Raw genomic sequence first — 16,926 nt, 5'->3', positions numbered from 1 at the left:
GTGTTCCTCGATAAGTAATTCGATCTCTTTCAACTGTTGTCGATTGTAGCGGTGGGCTTTTTCAATGTTTCACCCGCACTCGGATCCGGCCTCTCCGGAGGCCGCTTTCACGCCGCCCCTACACCCCACCTTCAAACCGCGCCACCAGAAAATCAATCAACGCCCGCACCCGGGGCGGCAGCCAGCGTCGGTCGGCATACACGGCATATACGGTCAGTGTCGGTGCGTGCCAGGCATCCAGACAGGTGACCAGCCGGCCCCGCGCCAGGGCATCGGCGGCCAGGAAGCGGGGCATCAGCACCAGGCCCAGTCCAGCCTCGGCGGCGGCCACCAGTACCTCGCCGTTGTCCGATCGCACCGAACCGTGCACCCGGACCACCTGTTCATCCCCATCACGGCAAAATCGCCAGTCATGGCCGGCGGGATCGTTGGTGTATACCAGACATTCATGATCCGACAGGTCACGGGGATGGGCCGGAGTGCCCCGTTCCCGCAGGTAGCCGGGACCGGCGCACAGCACCAGGTCCACCGTGGCCAGCGGCCGGGCCACCAGGGTGGGATTGAGCTGGGAGGCCACACGGATCGCCAGGTCGAACCCGTCCTCCACCAGGTTCACGATACGGTCGTTGAAGGTCACGTCCAGTGACACCTGGGGATGTTGCCGCTTGAACTCGGCCAAGGCCGGCGCCAGATGACGAATCCCGAAACTGACCGGCGCCGAAAGACGCAGACGGCCCCGTACCGTGCCGGTTTCCAGGGCCAGGTCCTGCTCCGCCTCGTCCACCAGTTGCAGGATGCGCACCGCCCGCGGATAAAAGGCGCTGCCGGCTTCCGTGAGGGACTGGCGCCGGGTGGTACGCTGTAGAAGTCGCGTACCCAGATGGCGCTCCAGCTTGCTCACATAGCGACTGGGCTGGCCCCGGGCCAGACCCAGCCGTTCCGAGGCGGCACTGAAGCCGTCGCATTCCACCACGGTCACGAAGACCCGTAGGGCGCGCACAAGATCAAAATCCGGCAGATTGATGTTTTTCATGCATCGATATTATGCCGATACCCGGGTTTATCAAGCACGGTAGAAGGGTTTCAATCAAAGCACACACCCATCTTTCAAGGAGATCGCCATGAGCAAGGTCCTGGTCCTGTATTACTCCATGTATGGTCACGTCGAGACCCTGGCCCAGGCCATTGCCGAAGGGGCGCGCAGCGTGGAAGGCACCACCGTGGACATCAAACGCGTGCCGGAGCTGATGAGTGAGGAAGATGCCCGCAACGCCGGTGCCAGACTGGATCAGGCGGCGCCGGTGGCCAATCCTGAAGATCTGGCCAACTACGATGCCATCATCTTCGGCACCCCGACCCGCTTCGGCAACATGGCCTCCCAGATGCGCAGCTTTCTGGATCGTACCGGCGGCCTGTGGGCCCAGGGCAGGCTGGTGGGCAAGGTGGGCAGCGTGTTCACGTCCACCGGTACCGGTGGCGGCAGTGAAACCACCATCACCTCTTTCTGGCATACCCTAGCCCATCACGGCATGGTGATCGTCGGCGTTCCCTACGTGATACCGGAAACCACCGACATTTCCGAAGTGCGGGGCGGCAGTCCCTACGGCGCCGCCACCATCGCCGGCGGCGACGGCAGCCGCCAACCCAGCGACAAGGAGCTGACGATCGCGCGGCTGCAAGGCAGCCACGTGGCGCGAATCGCGGGCAAGCTGCGAGGCTGAGCCTGGTCTCCAGGCCGCCGAAATACCGTTGACACCTCCCCGTCCGGCCGCATGGCATCCATGCGGCCGGACGGCGTTGCAAATCCCATGTACGTCCATCCAGAATCCTGACGCGACTATCCAGAATTGCGCCTTCCTGCCGATACCGGGTCTAGACTCGTTAAAGCGTCATTGCATACGCCCCTCCCCTTTGGTTGGTCACCCTGTCCAGGAACGCGCCATGGCCCTCGTAAAAAAGACTCCCAGCACATCGCCCTCATCCCCGGGTAGCGAGGATTCCCGCACCCACGCCGCCGCGGCCCGCGAAGCGGAAGCCCAACGCAAGCGAGCCCGAACCCTGGCCAAGCAGCAGCAAGCCGCCGAGCGCATCGCCTCGGCCACCGCCCAGTTGGCTTCCGGCATCAATGAGGCGGCCTCCGCCGCCGAGGAACTCAAGCGGGCCTCCGATCAGATCGCCTCCGGCGCCGAGGAGGCTTCCGGTGCGGCCCAGGAATCCCTTACCGCCTTCAAACAGGTCAACCTCGCCCTGTCCCGTCAGCTGGAAAACGCCAATAGCGCCCAGGCCAGGGTGGAATCCCTCAAGGAACTGGTCACCGGGGTCGGTGGCGAGATCGACGGTTTCATCACCAATGTGGGTATCAGCGCCCAGCGCCAGAGCGAATCGGTGAAGATGGTCAGCGAGTTGGAGCAGCAGGCCGCCAATATCGGCGACATCGTCAAGGCCGTGGCTCGCATCGCCGATCAGACCAACCTGCTGGCCCTCAATGCCGCCATCGAGGCGGCCCGGGCCGGCAAGCACGGCAAGGGTTTTGCCGTGGTCGCCGATGAGGTTCGCACCCTGGCGGAAACCTCGGAGAAGAGCGCCAAGCAGATCCAGGATCTGGTCGCCCAGATACAGAAGGATGTCAAGCAGATCTCCGAAGGCATCAACACTTCCGCCGGCAAGGTGCAGCAGGAAGTGGAAAACGGCAAGCAGATCACCCAGCAACTGAAGCAGATCCGCGACGATACCGCCGTGATCACCGGCGGCATCCAGGAGATCGCCACCGGCGCCCAGCAATCCGAAAGCGCTGCCAGACAGGCCCTCAAGGGTACCGAGGAGATCGCCACCGCCGCCGAGGAGCAGTCCGCCGCCGCCGAGGAATCCGCCAAGACCGTGGCGGAGCAGACCCAGGCCCTGGGGGAATGCGAACAGGCGGCCCAGAGCCTGTCGGAATTGGCGGAGGAGCTGCGCAGTTCCACCGACATCAGCAAGAGCGCCGAGGAAGTCGCCTCGGCCGCCGAGCAGCTGTCGTCGGCGGTACAGGAAATCAACCGCTCCGGGGCGCAGATCATGGCGGCGCTGGACCAGATCCGCAAGAGCGCCCAGCTGCAGTCTTCCGCCACCGAGGAATCCTCCGCCGCCGTGATCCAGATCGAAAAGGGCGTGGAGATTTCCCAGCAACGGGCAACGGCCACGGAAGAGAAGATCCGCCACATCACCCAACTGCTCAAGACCAACCAGCAGAGCATGGAAGAACTCATCCGGGGCGTTGCCGAATCCGCCGACGCCTCCCGCGAGAGCCTGCGTCAGATCAAGAATCTGGAACTGGTGTCACGGCGCATCGACAAGATCGTGGATGCCATCACCACCGTTTCCATCCAGACCAACATGCTGGCGGTCAACGGTTCCATCGAAGCCGCCCGGGCCGGCGAATTCGGCAAGGGCTTCGTGGTGGTGGCCACGGATATCCGCAACCTGGCCCATGACTCGGCGGAAAACGCCGACCGCATCAAGGATCTGGTGAAGGCGGTGCAGGACCAAATCGACACCGTCTGGCGCGACCTGGAGGAAAACATCAACGCCGCCAATACGGAGGCGCAGAAGGCCAGGAGCATCACCGCCGGCCTGCAGACGGCGGAAACCGACGTGGCCACCGTACAAAAGAGCGCCCGTGAAGTTCTCAATGCCGCCACCGAGATTGCCACCGCCATCGGTCAGGTGAAAACCGGGGTCGAGCAGATCGCCGCCGCCGCCGAAGAGGCGGAAAAAGCGGCCGCCGAGGCGGCTTCGGCGGCCGGTCAGCAGGCCCAGGGGGCCGAGGAGCTGGCGGCGGCCATCGAGGAAATCGCCTCGCTGGCCGATGAACTGCAAAGCGCCTGACACCAGCCACCGTATTGCGGGAGATCGTCATGACCAACGAAACGGTCGCATCGTCCCCCCCGGGCGGGGGTGATACCCAGTCAACGAACCCGGATCAGGAGTCCGACGTTCGTCAATTCGTGATCTTCATCTGCGGCAGCGAGGTGTTCGGGGTCGACATGGCCCCGGTACAGGAAATCATCCGTGTGCCCGAGGTCGTCCGCGTTCCCATGGGTCCCCCCGCCCTGGAGGGACTCTCCAACCTGCGCGGCAAGGTGCTGCCCATCATCAGTCTGCGCCGTCTGTTCGACTTTGACCGCCGCGACAGCGATGACGCCTCCCGTGCCCTGGTGATCGACCTGGGTCAGCCCCTGGGCTTCGTGGTGGACCGGGTCAGCAGCGTGGTGGCGGTGGAACCGGAACAGATCGAGGACGTCAGCAACCTGAGCACCACGGTGAATACCGAGATGCTGTCCGGCCTGCTCAAGGATGTCGGCGGCTTTCCCATGGTCATGGTGATGGATTTCGAGCGTCTGATCAGCGCGGAATTTGCCGACATCGCCCGGATGGCCCGCGGCACCGCGGCCCATGCCCTGGCCCAGGAACACTCCGACGATGAGGAAGACGGCGAGGATGCACAGGACGAACTCCAGCTGGTGAGCTTCGAAGTGGCGGAACAGGAATACGCCATTCCCATCGAGCACACCCAGGAGATCGTCCAATTCCCCGAGCAGATCGTGAAAGTACCCCGTTCCGAGGCCCATGTGCTGGGGGTCATGAACCTGCGCAACCGTCTGCTGCCCCTGGTATCCCTGCGCTGTCTGTTCGAGCTGCCCGATCGAAGCGCCGATGAACAGAGCCGCATTGTGGTGGTACGGCTGGGCACCATCACGGTAGGACTGGTCATGGACAGCGTCAATGAGGTCCTGCGCGTGCCGCTGAGCGCCGTGGAAGCCATGCCCGCCATCCTCTCCAGCACCGGCAACCTGGGCGAAATCTCCCGCATCTGCCGCCTGGGACAGGACGGCAAACGCCTGGTTTCCATCATTTCCATCGAGCACCTGTTCCGGCATTCATCCATTCAGGAGGCGATCAATACCGTGAAAGACATGCAGGAAGACGACCCGGCCATCCTGGACAGTCAGGAAGAGCAGGACGACGACGAGGAACAGGTGGTGGTATTCCGCCTCGACAGGGAAGAGTTCGGCGTGCCCATCGACAGCATCCAGGAGATCGTGCGGGTCCCCGAGGAACTCACCCGGGTCCCCAAGGCCCCCCACTTCGTCGAGGGCGTCATCAATCTGCGCGGCTCGGTGCTGCCGGTCATCGACCAGCGTCGTCGCCTGGGACTGCCCACCACCGAACGCAACGACCGTCAGCGCATCATGGTCTTCCTGCTGGACGGCATGCGCACCGGGTTCATCGTCGATTCCGTGGCCGAGGTGCTGAAAATTCCCCGCACCGCCATCGAACCCTCGCCCCGGCTTTCGGAGGAACAGGCCCGACTGATCGGCCGGGTCGCCAACATGGAGAAACAGAAACGCCTGATCCAGCTGATCGATCCTTCACACCTGCTCGCCCGGGAGCAGCGCGCAGTCCTGGCCGGCCTGACCGAGCAGCAACAAGACGAACAGCAAAATGTGCAAGGCACCAGTGGCACCTGAATTTCGCCTCTCCTCAAAATATACAGAGACTTAAGACAAGACCGTGATCAAGCTGCTGATCGTCGATGACTCCGCGCTGATGCGCCGCCAGCTCAAGGCCATCTTCATGGCGGAAGGCGATTTCCAGGTGGAAATGGCCCGCCATGGCCAGGAAGCGGTGGAACTCAACCGCACCTTCGAGCCGGACGTCATCACCCTGGACATCAACATGCCTCAGATGGATGGCCTGACCGCCCTGTCCCTGCTCATGGCGGAACGTCCCGTGCCCGTGGTCATGGTTTCCTCCCTCACCGAAAAGGGTGCCATCGCCACCCTGGAGGCCCTCAACCTGGGTGCGGTGGACTATATCCCCAAGCCGGGCGGTACCATTTCCCTGTCCATCGCCGAAGTGGAGGCGGAGATCATCGCCAAGGTGCGGGCCGCCGCCGGGGCGCGCATCAGAAAATCCCGGGGTCTGGCGGCCCGCATCCGCGGCAACCTGTCCGTCCGCGAAACGGCCAAGCCTTCTCCCCGGCCAAGCACCAGCCCACTGCCCATGGGGGAAGAAGCGGACGGTGACGGCCTGGTCATCATCGGTGTTTCCACCGGCGGTCCCCGCACCCTGGAAGAGATCCTGCCCCTGCTGCCGGCGGATTTTCCCTGGCCGGTCCTGGTGGCCCAGCACATGCCCCCCAGTTTCACCCGCCCCTTCGCGGAACGCATGAACAGCCTCTGCGCCCTGGAGGTGCTGGAACTCCGGCGACCGCTGGAACTGAGGCCCGGGCAGATTCATATCGGTCGGGGCGGTGCCGACATCGTGGTCGTACAACGCGCCGGCAAGCGTCTGGTCAGCGCCCGTCCGGAGTCGCCGGAGATGCTCTGGCACCCGTCCGTGGAACTGCTGGGACGCTCGGTGCTGCAACACTGCAACCCGCGCCGGGTGATCGGCGTCATGCTCACGGGCATGGGGTACGACGGGGCCGAAAGCTTTACCGAACTCAAGCGCCGGGGCGGCCGCACCATCGCCGAATCCGAGCAGTCGGCGGTGGTCTTCGGCATGCCCGCCGAACTCATCAAACGCGGTGGCGCCACCACCGTGCTGCCGGTGGAAAGGATTGCGGAACAGATCATCAAATGGGTCCATGCCAGCTGACTCAACCTTTTAACCCAAGGATTGCACCATGGCGTTGAAAAAGGGACAGCCCACCCCCCCCTGCCATAGTCCCGGCGAGCGTCAGGAGCCCAGAAACCTGGAAACCCTGCTGCAGACGCTGCTGGACGAAGATGTCATGAAACGCCGCTGGGCCGCCCGGGACCTGGCGGAACATCCGGCGGCGGCGGAAGCACTGGTCACACGGCTTCGCCACGAAAAGGATGCCACCGTGCTGCAGGTGATCGTCACCTCACTGGGCTGCATCGCCAACGAGGTGGCCATTTGCGGGCTGATCGACTGTCTGTATTCGGAACACACCCTACTGCGCAACGCGGCCATTGAAGTGCTCAAGGAACTGCCCGAGCCGGTCGCTCCCCACATGGGAAAGCTCCTGCACGATCCCGATCCGGATGTGCGCATCTTCGCCGTGAACGTGCTCGAATCCCTGCGTCATCCCCAGGTGGAGGCATGGCTGCTGGAGGTCATTCTCAAGGACGAACACATCAACGTCTGCGCCACCGCCGTGGATCTGCTGGGCGAGGTGGGCAGCCCGCAGTCCCGGGATGCCCTGCGGGCACTCAAACAGCGTTTTCCGGAGGAACCCTATATCCAGTTCGCCGCCGATCTGGCCCTCAAGCGCATCGGGGCCGGGTGATGTCCATGCAGAAACCCAGCGTCATCAGCGACGAGGATTTTCAGAAATTCCGGGAATTCTTCTATCGCAAGACCGGCATGCTGTTCGAGGACAGCAAACGCTATTTCGTGGACAAACGCCTGCTTGAGCGCATGGCCGCCACCGCCAATGAAAGCTTTCGCAACTACTTCACCATGCTGCGCTTCCAGGCCTCCGGGGCCGAACTGCAGACCCTGATCAATGCCATGACGGTGAACGAAACCTACTTCTTCCGCGAGGAGTACCAGTTTCGCTGTCTGGTGGATTCCATTCTCCCCGAACTCGTGGCCCGACGCTCATCCTCGCGGCCCATCCGCATCTGGTCGGTGCCCTCCTCCTCCGGCGAGGAACCCTACGGTATCGCCATCTACCTGCTGGAACACTGGCCGCTGCTCGAACAGTGGGACGTGGAGATCATTTCCTCCGATATCGATACCCAGGTTCTGGAGCAGGCCCGCAAGGGACTGTATGCCAGCCGGGCAATCCAGCACCTGCCCACCAATCTGCTGAAAAAATATTTTCACCGGGCAGGCAGCCATTACCAGATCAGCCAAAGCCTGCGGGAAGCGGTGGAGTTCACCCGTGTGAACGTCCACGATGCCGCCGACATGCGAGGTCACCGGCAGTTCGATGTCATCTTCTGCCGCAACCTGCTGATCTATTTCGACGACCTGTCCCGCAAGAAGACCGCGGAGTCCTTTTTCGATGCCCTCAACCCCGGTGGTTTCATCTGCCTTGGGCATTCCGAGTCCATGAGCCGCATCTCCTCGCTGTTCCAGATCCGGCGCTTTCCCGAAGCCATCGTATATCAGAAACCCCTGGAGGCGAGATGAAACGCATTCTCGTCATAGACGACGCAGCCACGGTCCGGCTCTATCACCGTGAAATCCTCGAACAGGCCGGCTTTGCCGTCATCGAGGCCATCAACGGACTGGAAGCCCTGGAAAAACTGGAGATGGAAGGCCCCTTCGACCTCTACCTGGTGGATATCAACATGCCCAAGCTGGACGGCTACGGCTTTCTCAAGGCACTGCGCGAGAAGGACATCCCGCAGGCGCCGGCCATCATGATCTCCACCGAGTCGTCGCCCCGGGACCGTGAGGCCGCCCTGGTCGCCGGCGCCAACCTGTACGTCGTCAAGCCGATCAGGCCCGAACAGCTACTGCCTCAGGTACGGGGCCTGCTTGGAGAGGGGCATCCGTCATGAATCCGTTACTGGATCAGTTCATCAGTGAATCAAGGGACGCCATCCAGTCCATCGGCGAACGGCTCATGCAGCTGGAAAACACGCCGGATGATCATGAACTCATGGATGAATTGTTCCGACTGGTCCACACCCTAAAGGGCAATAGCGGACTGTTCGACTTTCCCGAGATGACCCGTGTACTCCACGGTGCCGAGGACCTGATGGACACCGTCAGGGACGGCCGCATCGGCTATTCCCAGTCGCTGGCGGATCCACTGCTCGAGGCGATGGATTTTGTCTCGGCCCTGCTCGACGAGATCCTCGCCGGCGGCGACGGCAACCTGCCCGCCGATGCCGAACGCACCGCGGCCGCCGTGGCGCTGACCGATTCCCTGCGTCGACTCATCACGGCTCGGGCCGAGCAGGACGAACCCGAGACAACCGCCGCCGAACCATTGACGGCCTCGACCCCGGCAACACACGCCCGCCCCGATGACCCGGCCGACGACGTGACAGACCCGACGACGCGGATACCTGAAGCCGCGCGCATGGATGCATATCGTCGCATGGTCCAGGGGCAGTCCTGCTCGTGGCTCAGTTATCGGCCCGAGGAAGAATGTTTTTTCAAGGGGGAAGACCCGTTCTATCAGATCACCCAGCTGCCCGACCCCCTCTGGCGCCGAGTCAGTGCCCGGGAACCCTGGCCGGCCCCGGACGCCCTGGATGCCTACCGCTGCCTGCTGCATTTCGAGTGCGTCATTCCCATGGATCCGCGGGAGCTGACGGAACACTTCCGCTACATCCCGGACCAGGTGGAGATCATCCCCCTTCAACCGGCAATGCTGGCCATTCCTACCGGGGAAACGCACGACGGCCTGCCCGTGGCGGAATACCTTGAGACCGCGAAGTCACACCTGGAATCCGGCAACCATGACGGTCTGGCCCGGGCCAGCCGACTGCTGCTGGAACTATCATCACCCGAACTCAAAGTAGCCTCGGCGCTGCGCTGGCTGCTGCTGGTACTGGGCACCCAGCCGGACGACACCCGGCTCCAGCAAAAACTGCTGGACGACATCCGCCGTGGAGCAGGTATCGGTGACGACACGGCACCCGTCCTCGAAGACACCGCCGCCCCCGATGCCGACATCATCTCGACCCAGGCCGAAATCCTCGCTCTGGAGGATACACCGCCCTGGCTCCCCGGCCGCCTGCGGGCCGTCGCCGCCAGCCTGCGGGCAGCCTTCACTCAAGCGGGACAGCAGGCCCGCCTTGAAGGCATGGACGAGGCCCTGCGGGCGGCGCTGGAGCAGAAGGCATCCTCGCCCCTGGCCCGATGGCTGGCGGACCATGTCACGCCGGCACCGGTCGGCGTCGATCCCGCACCGGCGGCGCCCAGCACCGTCGCCACCGAGCCCGCCCCCACCCCCGCCACGCCGGGCGCAACAACCGGCAACGGAGAGGCCCGCAAGTTCGGCCGCCGCCTGGAAGACAACTATGCCAGCCCCAGCGCCATCAAGGTGGATCAGGCCAAGATCGACCGACTGATGAACCTCATCGGCGAGATGATCGTGGCCAAGAATGCCCTGCCCTATCTGGCCGCCCGCGCCGAGACGGTATTCGGCGTGCGGGAGCTATCCCGGGAAATCAAGGGACAGTACGGCACACTCAATCGCATCGCCGATGAAATGCAGGACGCCATCATGCAGGTTCGACTGCTGCCGGTGTCCTTCGTGTTCCAGCGTTTCCCGCGGCTGGTCAGGGATACCGCCCATAAACTGGGCAAGGAAGTGCGACTGGTACTGGAAGGAGAATCCACCGAGGCGGACAAGAACGTCATCGAATCCCTGGCCGATCCCCTGGTCCACATCATTCGCAACAGCCTCGACCATGGCCTGGAGACCCCGGAGGAACGTCGCGCCGCCGGCAAGCCGATGGCGGGACGGCTCACCATCAGCGCGCGTTCCGAATCAGACCGGGTGGTGATCGAGATCGCCGATGACGGTCGCGGCATCGACCCCGCGGCGATCCGCCGCAAGGCCTATGAAAAGGGTATCATCGACGAACAGGCCCTGGAGCGGCTCACGGATCAGGAGGCACTGAATCTGGTCTTCGCCCCCGGTTTTTCCACCGCCGCCCAGGTGTCCGACCTGTCCGGACGGGGCGTGGGCATGGACGTGGTGCGCACGGCGGTGGCGCGGGTCAACGGCAGCATCGATCTGAAAAGCCGACCGGGCGAAGGAACCCGCCTGCGGCTCTCCCTGCCCTTGTCCATGGCCGTGACCAACGTGATGATCATCGTCTCCGCCGGCCAGCGTTTCGGCGTCTCCATGGACGCGGTGGCGGAAACCGTACGGGTGGCACGGACCGACATCCAATGCATCAAGCACCAGATGACCACGGTTCTGCGCGGCCGCGTGGTGCCGCTGGTGGCGCTCAATGACCTGCTGGCCCTGGACGAAGCCCAGGTTCCCAACGATGATGGTGAAATGGCGGTGGTGGTGGTGCGCATCGAAAACGATTTTCTCGGCATCATCGTGGATGACTGTCGCGAGACCGTGGACATCATTCTCAAACCCCTGGCCGGATTCCTCGGCAACCTGCGGGGTTATGCCGGCTCCGCCCTGCTGGGGGACGGATCGGTTCTGCTGGTGCTCAATCCCCGGGAGTTGCTGTGATGGGCATTGAAATCGATGACAACACCTTGCGGGTCACCGACATGCTTGGCGTCGAAGATGCCGAAATCCTGCTCGACTGGCTGCTCAAGCATCCCGAGGGCAACCTGGATCTGGCCGGCTGTACCCACCTGCATGCCGCCAACTTGCAGGTCCTGATGGCCACCCGCCCCCGGATCACCGCCTGGCCCGAAGACGCCCGGCCGGCAGACTGGCTCAGACACGCACTCAATCAAGAGGAATGAATTCCATGCCCAAGACCATTCTTGTGGTGGATGACTCAGTCACCATGGTCATGAGCCTGAAAACCAGCCTGCAGATCGCCGGTTTCACCGTGGAGACGGCCCACGACGGTCAGCAGGCCCTGGACAAGCTCAAGTCCGGCGTCAAGCCGGACCTGATCATCACCGACATCAACATGCCCCGCATGGGCGGGATCGACTTCATCCGTCATGCCCGCGCCCTGCCGGGCATGCGCTTCATCCCCATCCTGGCCCTGACCACGGAAAGCCAGCAGGCCAAGCGGGACGAGGCCAAGAAACTGGGTGCCACCGGCTGGTTGCTCAAACCCGTCAGTGGCGCCGACCTGATCAAGGTCATCAAGCAAGTCCTGCCCGGCGCCTGAGGACACCCCATGACGGTCCTGACCGAGCAGCGCCGGAAACTGGCCGAAGCCTCCCTGCAACAGGCGCGCACCCTGCGTCGCAACATGGCCGTCTCCACGGTGCTGGGCACCCTGCTGCTGTCCCTGCTGGTGTATCACACCCATGCCTGGCCGGCGCGGCTGTCGCAATGGCTGGGCATCAGTGAAGCCGCGGTACTGGCGATCATGGTGGCCATTGCCCTGCTGGGGACCAACTTCCTCGCCGGACTGGTGTTCTTTCGCACCAGCTACCGCAACGCCGGTTCCCTGTGCCGCACCCTGGAGGCGCTGGACGAGGAACTGGTCAAGACCGAGACACAACTGGCAGCCAGCCGCGATTCCATGCATGCCACGGCCGATATGGATCAGGCCTTTCAGGACGCGCTGCGGCAGAACCTGCAGGACAGCGAGACCTACACCCTGGGCATCATCGAACGCACCGGCCGGCTCAACGAGGCGGCCGGAAAGCTGCTGGACTATCTGCACCACTCCAGCACCAACGCGGCCACCATGGCGGTGGACATCCAGCAGGGTGTGGAGGACATGAACAGGATTGCCAGCTTTGTGCGCGAACTGCCGGACAAGATCCGTCAGGATGCCGAGGTGATTCACCACATCCTCCAGGAGGTCAAGCAATTGGAAGGGCTCGCCGCCTCCATCAAGGAGATCAGCCAGCAGACCAACCTGCTGGCCCTCAACGCCGCCATTGAAGCCGCCCGGGCCGGCGACTCGGGGCGCGGATTTGCCGTCGTGGCCACCGAGGTACGCGCCCTGGCCAATCGTGCCTCGACGGCGGCCGACACCATCGAATCCGGCCTCAATCAGGCCCTGATGGCGGTGGAAAACAGCCTGGCCAACAGCAACCTCGGCGACTCTCACCACCACCTGGAAAAGGCGACCCAGGTGGTTGATGCCTTCCAGGCGTTGCAGCACAGTTACGAGGACATGCGCCAGTTCTACAAGACCCTGTTCTCGGTGGTCACCCGGCACAATACCGAACTGGCGGAACAGATTGCCGACATGCTGGGGCTGATGCAGTATCAGGATGTGGAGGGACAGCGGTTGACCCGCATGACCGACACCCTGGCGGAGCGTTGCCGGCTCTATGCCGGCGTGGATCAGTCTCCCACGGGTTTTGCGCCCCTCCCGGAGGAGTTGCAGCAGCTGCTGGCCCGCTATCTGGAGGACGAGGCCCGTCACAGCCACCCCGACCACCAGACCACCACCCCCGATGCGGGACCGCGTATCGAACTTTTCTGATGCCGCGCATCGGCATCCGTGACCCGACGAGAATGCCCATGACCGTTTCCCTGTCACAACACCTGCAAACCCATCGGGATGAGATACTCGCCGAATGGTTCGCCAAGTGGTTGCCCGCCGATAACAGCGGTCAACCGGGCTGGGCATCACCGGCACAGACCCGACACATCATGCAGACGCTGTTTGACCAGATCCTGTCGGCGCTGACGACGGCCCCGCCGGATCAGCTCCCCGACCTGGACGAGCAGGCCCCCCTGTGCGTACATCTGCGACATCTGGCCGCCGAACAGGCCCGCAACCCGGAACAGGCCACAGATCCCTTGCGCCTGCTCTTCAGCCTTCGGCAACTGCTGCTGCGTCATGTCACGGCCTGGGACCGGAAGAGCGAAACACTCTCGATGGCGGAACCCATGCTTCGGCTGGATCGCTATTTTGACCGGATTGCACTGTTCGCCTTCAACAGCATACTCAGCCTGCGGGATCGCCATATTTCGGAACAGAATCTGTCACTGATGGAACTGTCCACTCCCGTGCTGCGCCTGTGGCATCAGATCCTGCTGCTGCCTCTGGTGGGCATCATCGATACCGGACGGGCCCGTCAGATCGCGGATCATCTGCTGGAGGCCATTGCCCGTCATGAAGCGCGGGTGACGGTCATCGACCTGACCGGCGTCCCCATCATTGATACCAGCGTGGCCCAGCACATCATGAAGACCATCGACGCCGCCCGTCTGCTGGGTAGCCGGGTGGTGCTCACCGGCATCAGTCCGGAAGGCGCCCAGACCCTGACCAAGCTGGGCATCCGCTTCGGCGATGTCATCTGCCGCGCCAGCCTGCGCGCCGGTATTGCCGAAGCCCTGATGATCACCGGCAAGCGCATCACCGCCATGGAGGATCCGGCACACCCATGAAAAAAATTCCCATCCTGCGTCTGGGGCGAATCCTGCTGGTCTCCATTCAGGAAGACCTCACCGACAACGAGGCCATGCAGTTCCAGTCCGATCTGGTCAACAAGGTCGCGGAGATCGAGGCCCTGGGCGTGGCCGTGGACATCACCGCGCTGGACGTGGTGGACTCCTACATGGCACGGGTCATCAACGATACCGCCAGCATGGTGCGCCTGCTGGGCGCGGAAGTGGTGATCTGCGGTATCCAGCCCTATGTCGCCATGACCCTGATCGAGATGGGCAGGGATCTGATCGGAGCCGACTGCGCCTTCAACCTGGATCAGGGTCTGGAGATGCTCAGGGAGCGCATCGCCCACCGCGGCGACATCCGTTTCACCGGTGACGGGGATGAATGAACGACGACCGTCCGTACGGCTTGCCATCGGCAACAGCAGCGACATCGTCACCGCCCGCCAGGCCGCCCGCGAGCTCAGTGCCCATCTCGGCTTCGGCAAGGCCCACCAGACCCGGCTGGCCACGGCGGTCTCCGAACTGACCCGCAACGTGATCCAGTATGCCGGGGCAGGCTCCTGCCTCATCGAAGACCTGTCGGACCCGGGCGAACGCATGATCCGGATCACCATCGAAGACCACGGCCCCGGCATTCCCGATCTCACCCTGGCCCTGCAGGACGGCTTCAGCACCAGCGGCGGCCTGGGCGCCGGATTGCCCGGGGTCCGCAGACTGGTGGACAGTTTTCATATCAGCTCGAACCCTGGGCTGACCCGCATCGTCATCGCCATTCGCAAGCCCGTCTGACATGTCACGACAGCCCCCGCCCCACACCCACTGCACGACTGCCCCCGCACAGATCATACCGATCCACGGTGAACAGGATGTCATGCAAGCCGCGCGCGCGGCCCGGCAGATGGCCGAACACCTGGGATTCGGCCGGGCGCAAGCCTATCACGTGGCCACGGCCGCCTCGGAGCTGACCGCCAACATGGCGGTACATGCCGGCGGCGGCACCCTCCACCTGCAGCCACTGACCGACAACGACGGCAGCATCATCGGGCTTGAAATGAGGGCGGAAGACCAGGGACCGGGCATTCCGGATCTTGATCTGGCCATGACTGAAGGGTACAGCACGGCAAGGCGGCTGGGCTGCGGTCTGCCCGGAGCCAGCCGCTTGATGGACGAATTCAGCATCAGTTCCACCTTCGGACAGGGGACCCGCATCAGGGCCATCAAATGGTGCCGTCACCGGCCCGTGGACAGATCATGAAATCATGCAGCGACAATCTGGGTCGAGCCATCCGGCCGATGCCGGGTGAAACACTCTGCGGGGACCAGGTCGGCTGCTGGCGGCAGGGCGAGACACTGTACATGGCGCTTGCCGATGGATTGGGACACGGCCCGGAGGCTCACCATGCCGCCCTCAGCACCATGCAGCATCTGATGGCGTTGGGATCGTTGCCGCCCACCCGACTCCTCGGCCGGTGCGACACCCTGTTGCGAGGCACCCGCGGCGTTGCCTTGGCCATGGCGCTGATCGATGATCAGGGGACACTGACCCACGTCGCCGTCGGCAACATCCGCGCCCTGCTGCTGCAACAGGATCGACTGACAAGACTGGGGGGCGCACGAGGCATTGTCGGTGCCGGTTTCCATCGTCTCTACGCAGAGCGTCATCTGCTGCGGCCGGGTGACTGGCTGGTCATGTTTTCCGACGGTATCAGCGAGGATATCCCCATTTCCGATGCCCTGAAGGATGCCTCGCCGACGGACCAGACCGCCCGGACACTGTTGCAACGCTGGGCACGGGACAACGACGATGCCGCCATCCTCCTCTACCGACATGCATGAATCCGCCGACTTGGATAGCGATGACGACATCACGGCGCGCTACACCCGGCTGCTGCTGCAGGCCGTCCTCACCGACGACCCGCTGACCACGGAGCAGGCCCTGACCGATGCCGCCGCCCTTGGCCGGGAAATGGTGAGTCGCGAACTTCCGCTGGAGGAAGTCAGCGAGATCCATCATGCCGCCCTGGTGGCGCTGGCCCAGGCACATCCGGAACTGACGCTGGCAACGGTGGCGGACAAGGTCACGGCCCCGCTCATGGAGGCCTACATGGCTTACAGCCTGGCCTTTCGCGAGCAACTGGAACATCGCACCCAGGCCATCCTGAGCGCCCGTCTCGATCAGCTCCGCCGTCTGGAGGCCATCGGCACCCTGGCTTCGGGCGTGGCCCACGAATTCAACAACATATTGGGCAGCATCATCGGTTTCAGTGAACTGCTCACGGACGAGGTACAGCCCGACTCCAGCGGCGCCCGGTATCTGGGCCATATCCTCAAATCCAGCTTCAAGGCCCGTGACCTGACCACCCGGTTGCTGGATTTCGCCCGCTCAATGCCCGAGATCCTTGAGCCCGTCAATGTGGTTCCCGTCGTCGGCGAAACCATCGAGCTACTAAGGGCTACCCTGCCCGTGCACATTCGACTGGTCATGGACGAGGGTCCCGGGCAGGCCTGGGTGATGGCAGAGCACAGCCAGATCCAGCAGATCGTCATGAATCTTTGCATCAACGCCGCCGATGCCATCCAAGGGCGGGCCGGGATGATACGGGTCGGCATTGATACCCTGCCGCGGACATCGGATCAGCCCGGCCCCATCGTCCGCCTGAGCGTCACCGACAACGGCGAGGGGATGACACCGGAGATCCAGGCACGTATCTTCGATCCCTTCTTCACCACCAAGCCCCCCGGCAGGGGAACCGGGCTGGGACTGTCGGTGATCCATGGCCTGGTGACCAGCCTGGGCGGTACGATCACCCTGGAGAGCACCTCCGGTGCGGGCACCCGGTTCAGCATCGACCTGCCCGCCCTTGGCGGACATACCCCGGGTCCGGGTCACACGGCTCCCCCCAAAGACCTGTCCCCATGACAGACACGGAAAAGAC

18 protein-coding genes are annotated in these 16,926 nt (G+C 63.6%); 17 read left to right on the top strand and 1 reads right to left on the bottom strand.

Features of this window, described 5'->3' with window-relative positions; all coding sequences use genetic code 11:
• Nucleotides 1–118: 118 nt before the first annotated feature.
• Complete coding sequence (locus LQD11_RS01915) at nt 119–1,033, bottom strand: LysR family transcriptional regulator (protein ID WP_238616030.1); 915 nt, start codon at nt 1,031–1,033, stop codon at nt 119–121.
• 88 nt (nt 1,034–1,121) lie between these two features.
• Here LQD11_RS01915 and wrbA point away from each other — a divergent pair, with 88 nt between their 5' ends.
• From wrbA to LQD11_RS01830, 17 genes are all read left to right on the top strand, one after another.
• Nucleotides 1,122–1,721: an NAD(P)H:quinone oxidoreductase gene (gene wrbA / locus LQD11_RS01910; protein ID WP_238616028.1), complete on the top strand. Its 600-nt coding sequence runs from the start codon at nt 1,122–1,124 to the stop codon at nt 1,719–1,721.
• 220 nt (nt 1,722–1,941) lie between these two features.
• Nucleotides 1,942–3,864 carry a methyl-accepting chemotaxis protein gene (locus tag LQD11_RS01905; RefSeq protein WP_238616027.1) on the top strand — a complete coding sequence of 641 codons (1,923 nt, stop codon included), beginning with the start codon at nt 1,942–1,944 and terminating at the stop codon, nt 3,862–3,864.
• A gap of 29 nt (nt 3,865–3,893) precedes the next feature.
• Nucleotides 3,894–5,507 carry a chemotaxis protein CheW gene (locus LQD11_RS01900; RefSeq protein ID WP_238616025.1) on the top strand — a complete coding sequence of 538 codons (1,614 nt, stop codon included), beginning with the start codon at nt 3,894–3,896 and terminating at the stop codon, nt 5,505–5,507.
• Between the two features lie 43 nt (nt 5,508–5,550).
• Nucleotides 5,551–6,639 carry a protein-glutamate methylesterase/protein-glutamine glutaminase gene (locus LQD11_RS01895; RefSeq protein ID WP_238616019.1) on the top strand — a complete coding sequence of 363 codons (1,089 nt, stop codon included), beginning with the start codon at nt 5,551–5,553 and terminating at the stop codon, nt 6,637–6,639.
• Between the two features lie 28 nt (nt 6,640–6,667).
• On the top strand, nt 6,668–7,294 hold the full coding sequence (locus LQD11_RS01890; RefSeq protein WP_238616018.1) for a HEAT repeat domain-containing protein: 627 nt from the start codon (nt 6,668–6,670) through the stop codon (nt 7,292–7,294).
• Between the two features lie 5 nt (nt 7,295–7,299).
• Complete coding sequence (locus LQD11_RS01885) at nt 7,300–8,145, top strand: CheR family methyltransferase (protein ID WP_238616013.1); 846 nt, start codon at nt 7,300–7,302, stop codon at nt 8,143–8,145.
• Complete coding sequence (locus LQD11_RS01880; protein WP_200176117.1) at nt 8,142–8,519, top strand: response regulator; 378 nt, start codon at nt 8,142–8,144, stop codon at nt 8,517–8,519. The genes LQD11_RS01885 and LQD11_RS01880 overlap by 4 nt, the downstream gene beginning before the upstream one ends.
• A complete protein-coding gene (locus LQD11_RS01875; RefSeq protein ID WP_238616011.1) occupies nt 8,516–11,173 on the top strand; it encodes a chemotaxis protein CheA in 2,658 nt (885 codons plus the stop codon). The genes LQD11_RS01880 and LQD11_RS01875 overlap by 4 nt, the downstream gene beginning before the upstream one ends.
• A complete protein-coding gene (locus tag LQD11_RS01870; RefSeq protein WP_238616010.1) occupies nt 11,173–11,415 on the top strand; it encodes a hypothetical protein in 243 nt (80 codons plus the stop codon). Before LQD11_RS01875 ends, LQD11_RS01870 begins: the two co-directional genes overlap by 1 nt.
• 5 nt (nt 11,416–11,420) lie before the next feature.
• Nucleotides 11,421–11,795 carry a response regulator gene (locus LQD11_RS01865; RefSeq protein WP_238616009.1) on the top strand — a complete coding sequence of 125 codons (375 nt, stop codon included), beginning with the start codon at nt 11,421–11,423 and terminating at the stop codon, nt 11,793–11,795.
• A 9-nt stretch (nt 11,796–11,804) separates the two neighbouring features.
• Entirely contained in the window at nt 11,805–13,073 is a 1,269-nt protein-coding gene (locus tag LQD11_RS01860; protein WP_238616007.1) for a methyl-accepting chemotaxis protein, read from the top strand.
• A gap of 38 nt (nt 13,074–13,111) precedes the next feature.
• Entirely contained in the window at nt 13,112–13,984 is an 873-nt protein-coding gene (locus LQD11_RS01855; RefSeq protein ID WP_238616006.1) for an STAS domain-containing protein, read from the top strand.
• Nucleotides 13,981–14,376 (top strand): STAS domain-containing protein, encoded by a 396-nt coding sequence (locus LQD11_RS01850; protein ID WP_238616004.1) that lies wholly within the window; start codon nt 13,981–13,983, stop codon nt 14,374–14,376. The genes LQD11_RS01855 and LQD11_RS01850 overlap by 4 nt, the downstream gene beginning before the upstream one ends.
• Nucleotides 14,369–14,779, top strand: coding sequence for an anti-sigma regulatory factor (locus tag LQD11_RS01845; RefSeq protein WP_238616002.1), 411 nt, complete (start codon nt 14,369–14,371; stop codon nt 14,777–14,779). Before LQD11_RS01850 ends, LQD11_RS01845 begins: the two co-directional genes overlap by 8 nt.
• Before the next feature lie 82 nt (nt 14,780–14,861).
• Nucleotides 14,862–15,245: an ATP-binding protein gene (locus tag LQD11_RS01840; RefSeq protein WP_238616001.1), complete on the top strand. Its 384-nt coding sequence runs from the start codon at nt 14,862–14,864 to the stop codon at nt 15,243–15,245.
• Complete coding sequence (locus LQD11_RS01835) at nt 15,242–15,826, top strand: SpoIIE family protein phosphatase (RefSeq protein WP_238615998.1); 585 nt, start codon at nt 15,242–15,244, stop codon at nt 15,824–15,826. The genes LQD11_RS01840 and LQD11_RS01835 overlap by 4 nt, the downstream gene beginning before the upstream one ends.
• 10 nt (nt 15,827–15,836) lie before the next feature.
• A complete protein-coding gene (locus LQD11_RS01830; RefSeq protein WP_238615997.1) occupies nt 15,837–16,910 on the top strand; it encodes a sensor histidine kinase in 1,074 nt (357 codons plus the stop codon).
• Nucleotides 16,911–16,926 lie beyond the last annotated feature (16 nt).

Source organism: Ectothiorhodospira shaposhnikovii, from assembly GCF_022227765.1.
Taxonomy (GTDB): domain Bacteria; phylum Pseudomonadota; class Gammaproteobacteria; order Ectothiorhodospirales; family Ectothiorhodospiraceae; genus Ectothiorhodospira.
The sequence above is the reverse complement of the archived record's forward strand: the minus strand, read 5'-3'. Positions and strand labels throughout refer to the sequence as shown.

Excerpts from the sequence above, each read along its gene's own strand:
- LQD11_RS01915 (WP_238616030.1), bottom strand. The coding sequence starts at position 1,033 with ATGAAAAACATCAATCTGCCGGATTTTGATCTTGTGCGCGCCCTACGG.
- wrbA (WP_238616028.1), top strand. The coding sequence starts at position 1,122 with ATGAGCAAGGTCCTGGTCCTGTATTACTCCATGTATGGTCACGTCGAG.
- LQD11_RS01905 (WP_238616027.1), top strand. The coding sequence starts at position 1,942 with ATGGCCCTCGTAAAAAAGACTCCCAGCACATCGCCCTCATCCCCGGGT.
- LQD11_RS01900 (WP_238616025.1), top strand. The coding sequence starts at position 3,894 with ATGACCAACGAAACGGTCGCATCGTCCCCCCCGGGCGGGGGTGATACC.
- LQD11_RS01890 (WP_238616018.1), top strand. The coding sequence starts at position 6,668 with ATGGCGTTGAAAAAGGGACAGCCCACCCCCCCCTGCCATAGTCCCGGC.
- LQD11_RS01885 (WP_238616013.1), top strand. The coding sequence starts at position 7,300 with ATGCAGAAACCCAGCGTCATCAGCGACGAGGATTTTCAGAAATTCCGG.
- LQD11_RS01880 (WP_200176117.1), top strand. The coding sequence starts at position 8,142 with ATGAAACGCATTCTCGTCATAGACGACGCAGCCACGGTCCGGCTCTAT.
- LQD11_RS01875 (WP_238616011.1), top strand. The coding sequence starts at position 8,516 with ATGAATCCGTTACTGGATCAGTTCATCAGTGAATCAAGGGACGCCATC.
- LQD11_RS01870 (WP_238616010.1), top strand. The coding sequence starts at position 11,173 with ATGGGCATTGAAATCGATGACAACACCTTGCGGGTCACCGACATGCTT.
- LQD11_RS01865 (WP_238616009.1), top strand. The coding sequence starts at position 11,421 with ATGCCCAAGACCATTCTTGTGGTGGATGACTCAGTCACCATGGTCATG.
- LQD11_RS01860 (WP_238616007.1), top strand. The coding sequence starts at position 11,805 with ATGACGGTCCTGACCGAGCAGCGCCGGAAACTGGCCGAAGCCTCCCTG.
- LQD11_RS01855 (WP_238616006.1), top strand. The coding sequence starts at position 13,112 with ATGACCGTTTCCCTGTCACAACACCTGCAAACCCATCGGGATGAGATA.
- LQD11_RS01850 (WP_238616004.1), top strand. The coding sequence starts at position 13,981 with ATGAAAAAAATTCCCATCCTGCGTCTGGGGCGAATCCTGCTGGTCTCC.
- LQD11_RS01845 (WP_238616002.1), top strand. The coding sequence starts at position 14,369 with ATGAATGAACGACGACCGTCCGTACGGCTTGCCATCGGCAACAGCAGC.
- LQD11_RS01840 (WP_238616001.1), top strand. The coding sequence starts at position 14,862 with ATGCAAGCCGCGCGCGCGGCCCGGCAGATGGCCGAACACCTGGGATTC.
- LQD11_RS01835 (WP_238615998.1), top strand. The coding sequence starts at position 15,242 with ATGAAATCATGCAGCGACAATCTGGGTCGAGCCATCCGGCCGATGCCG.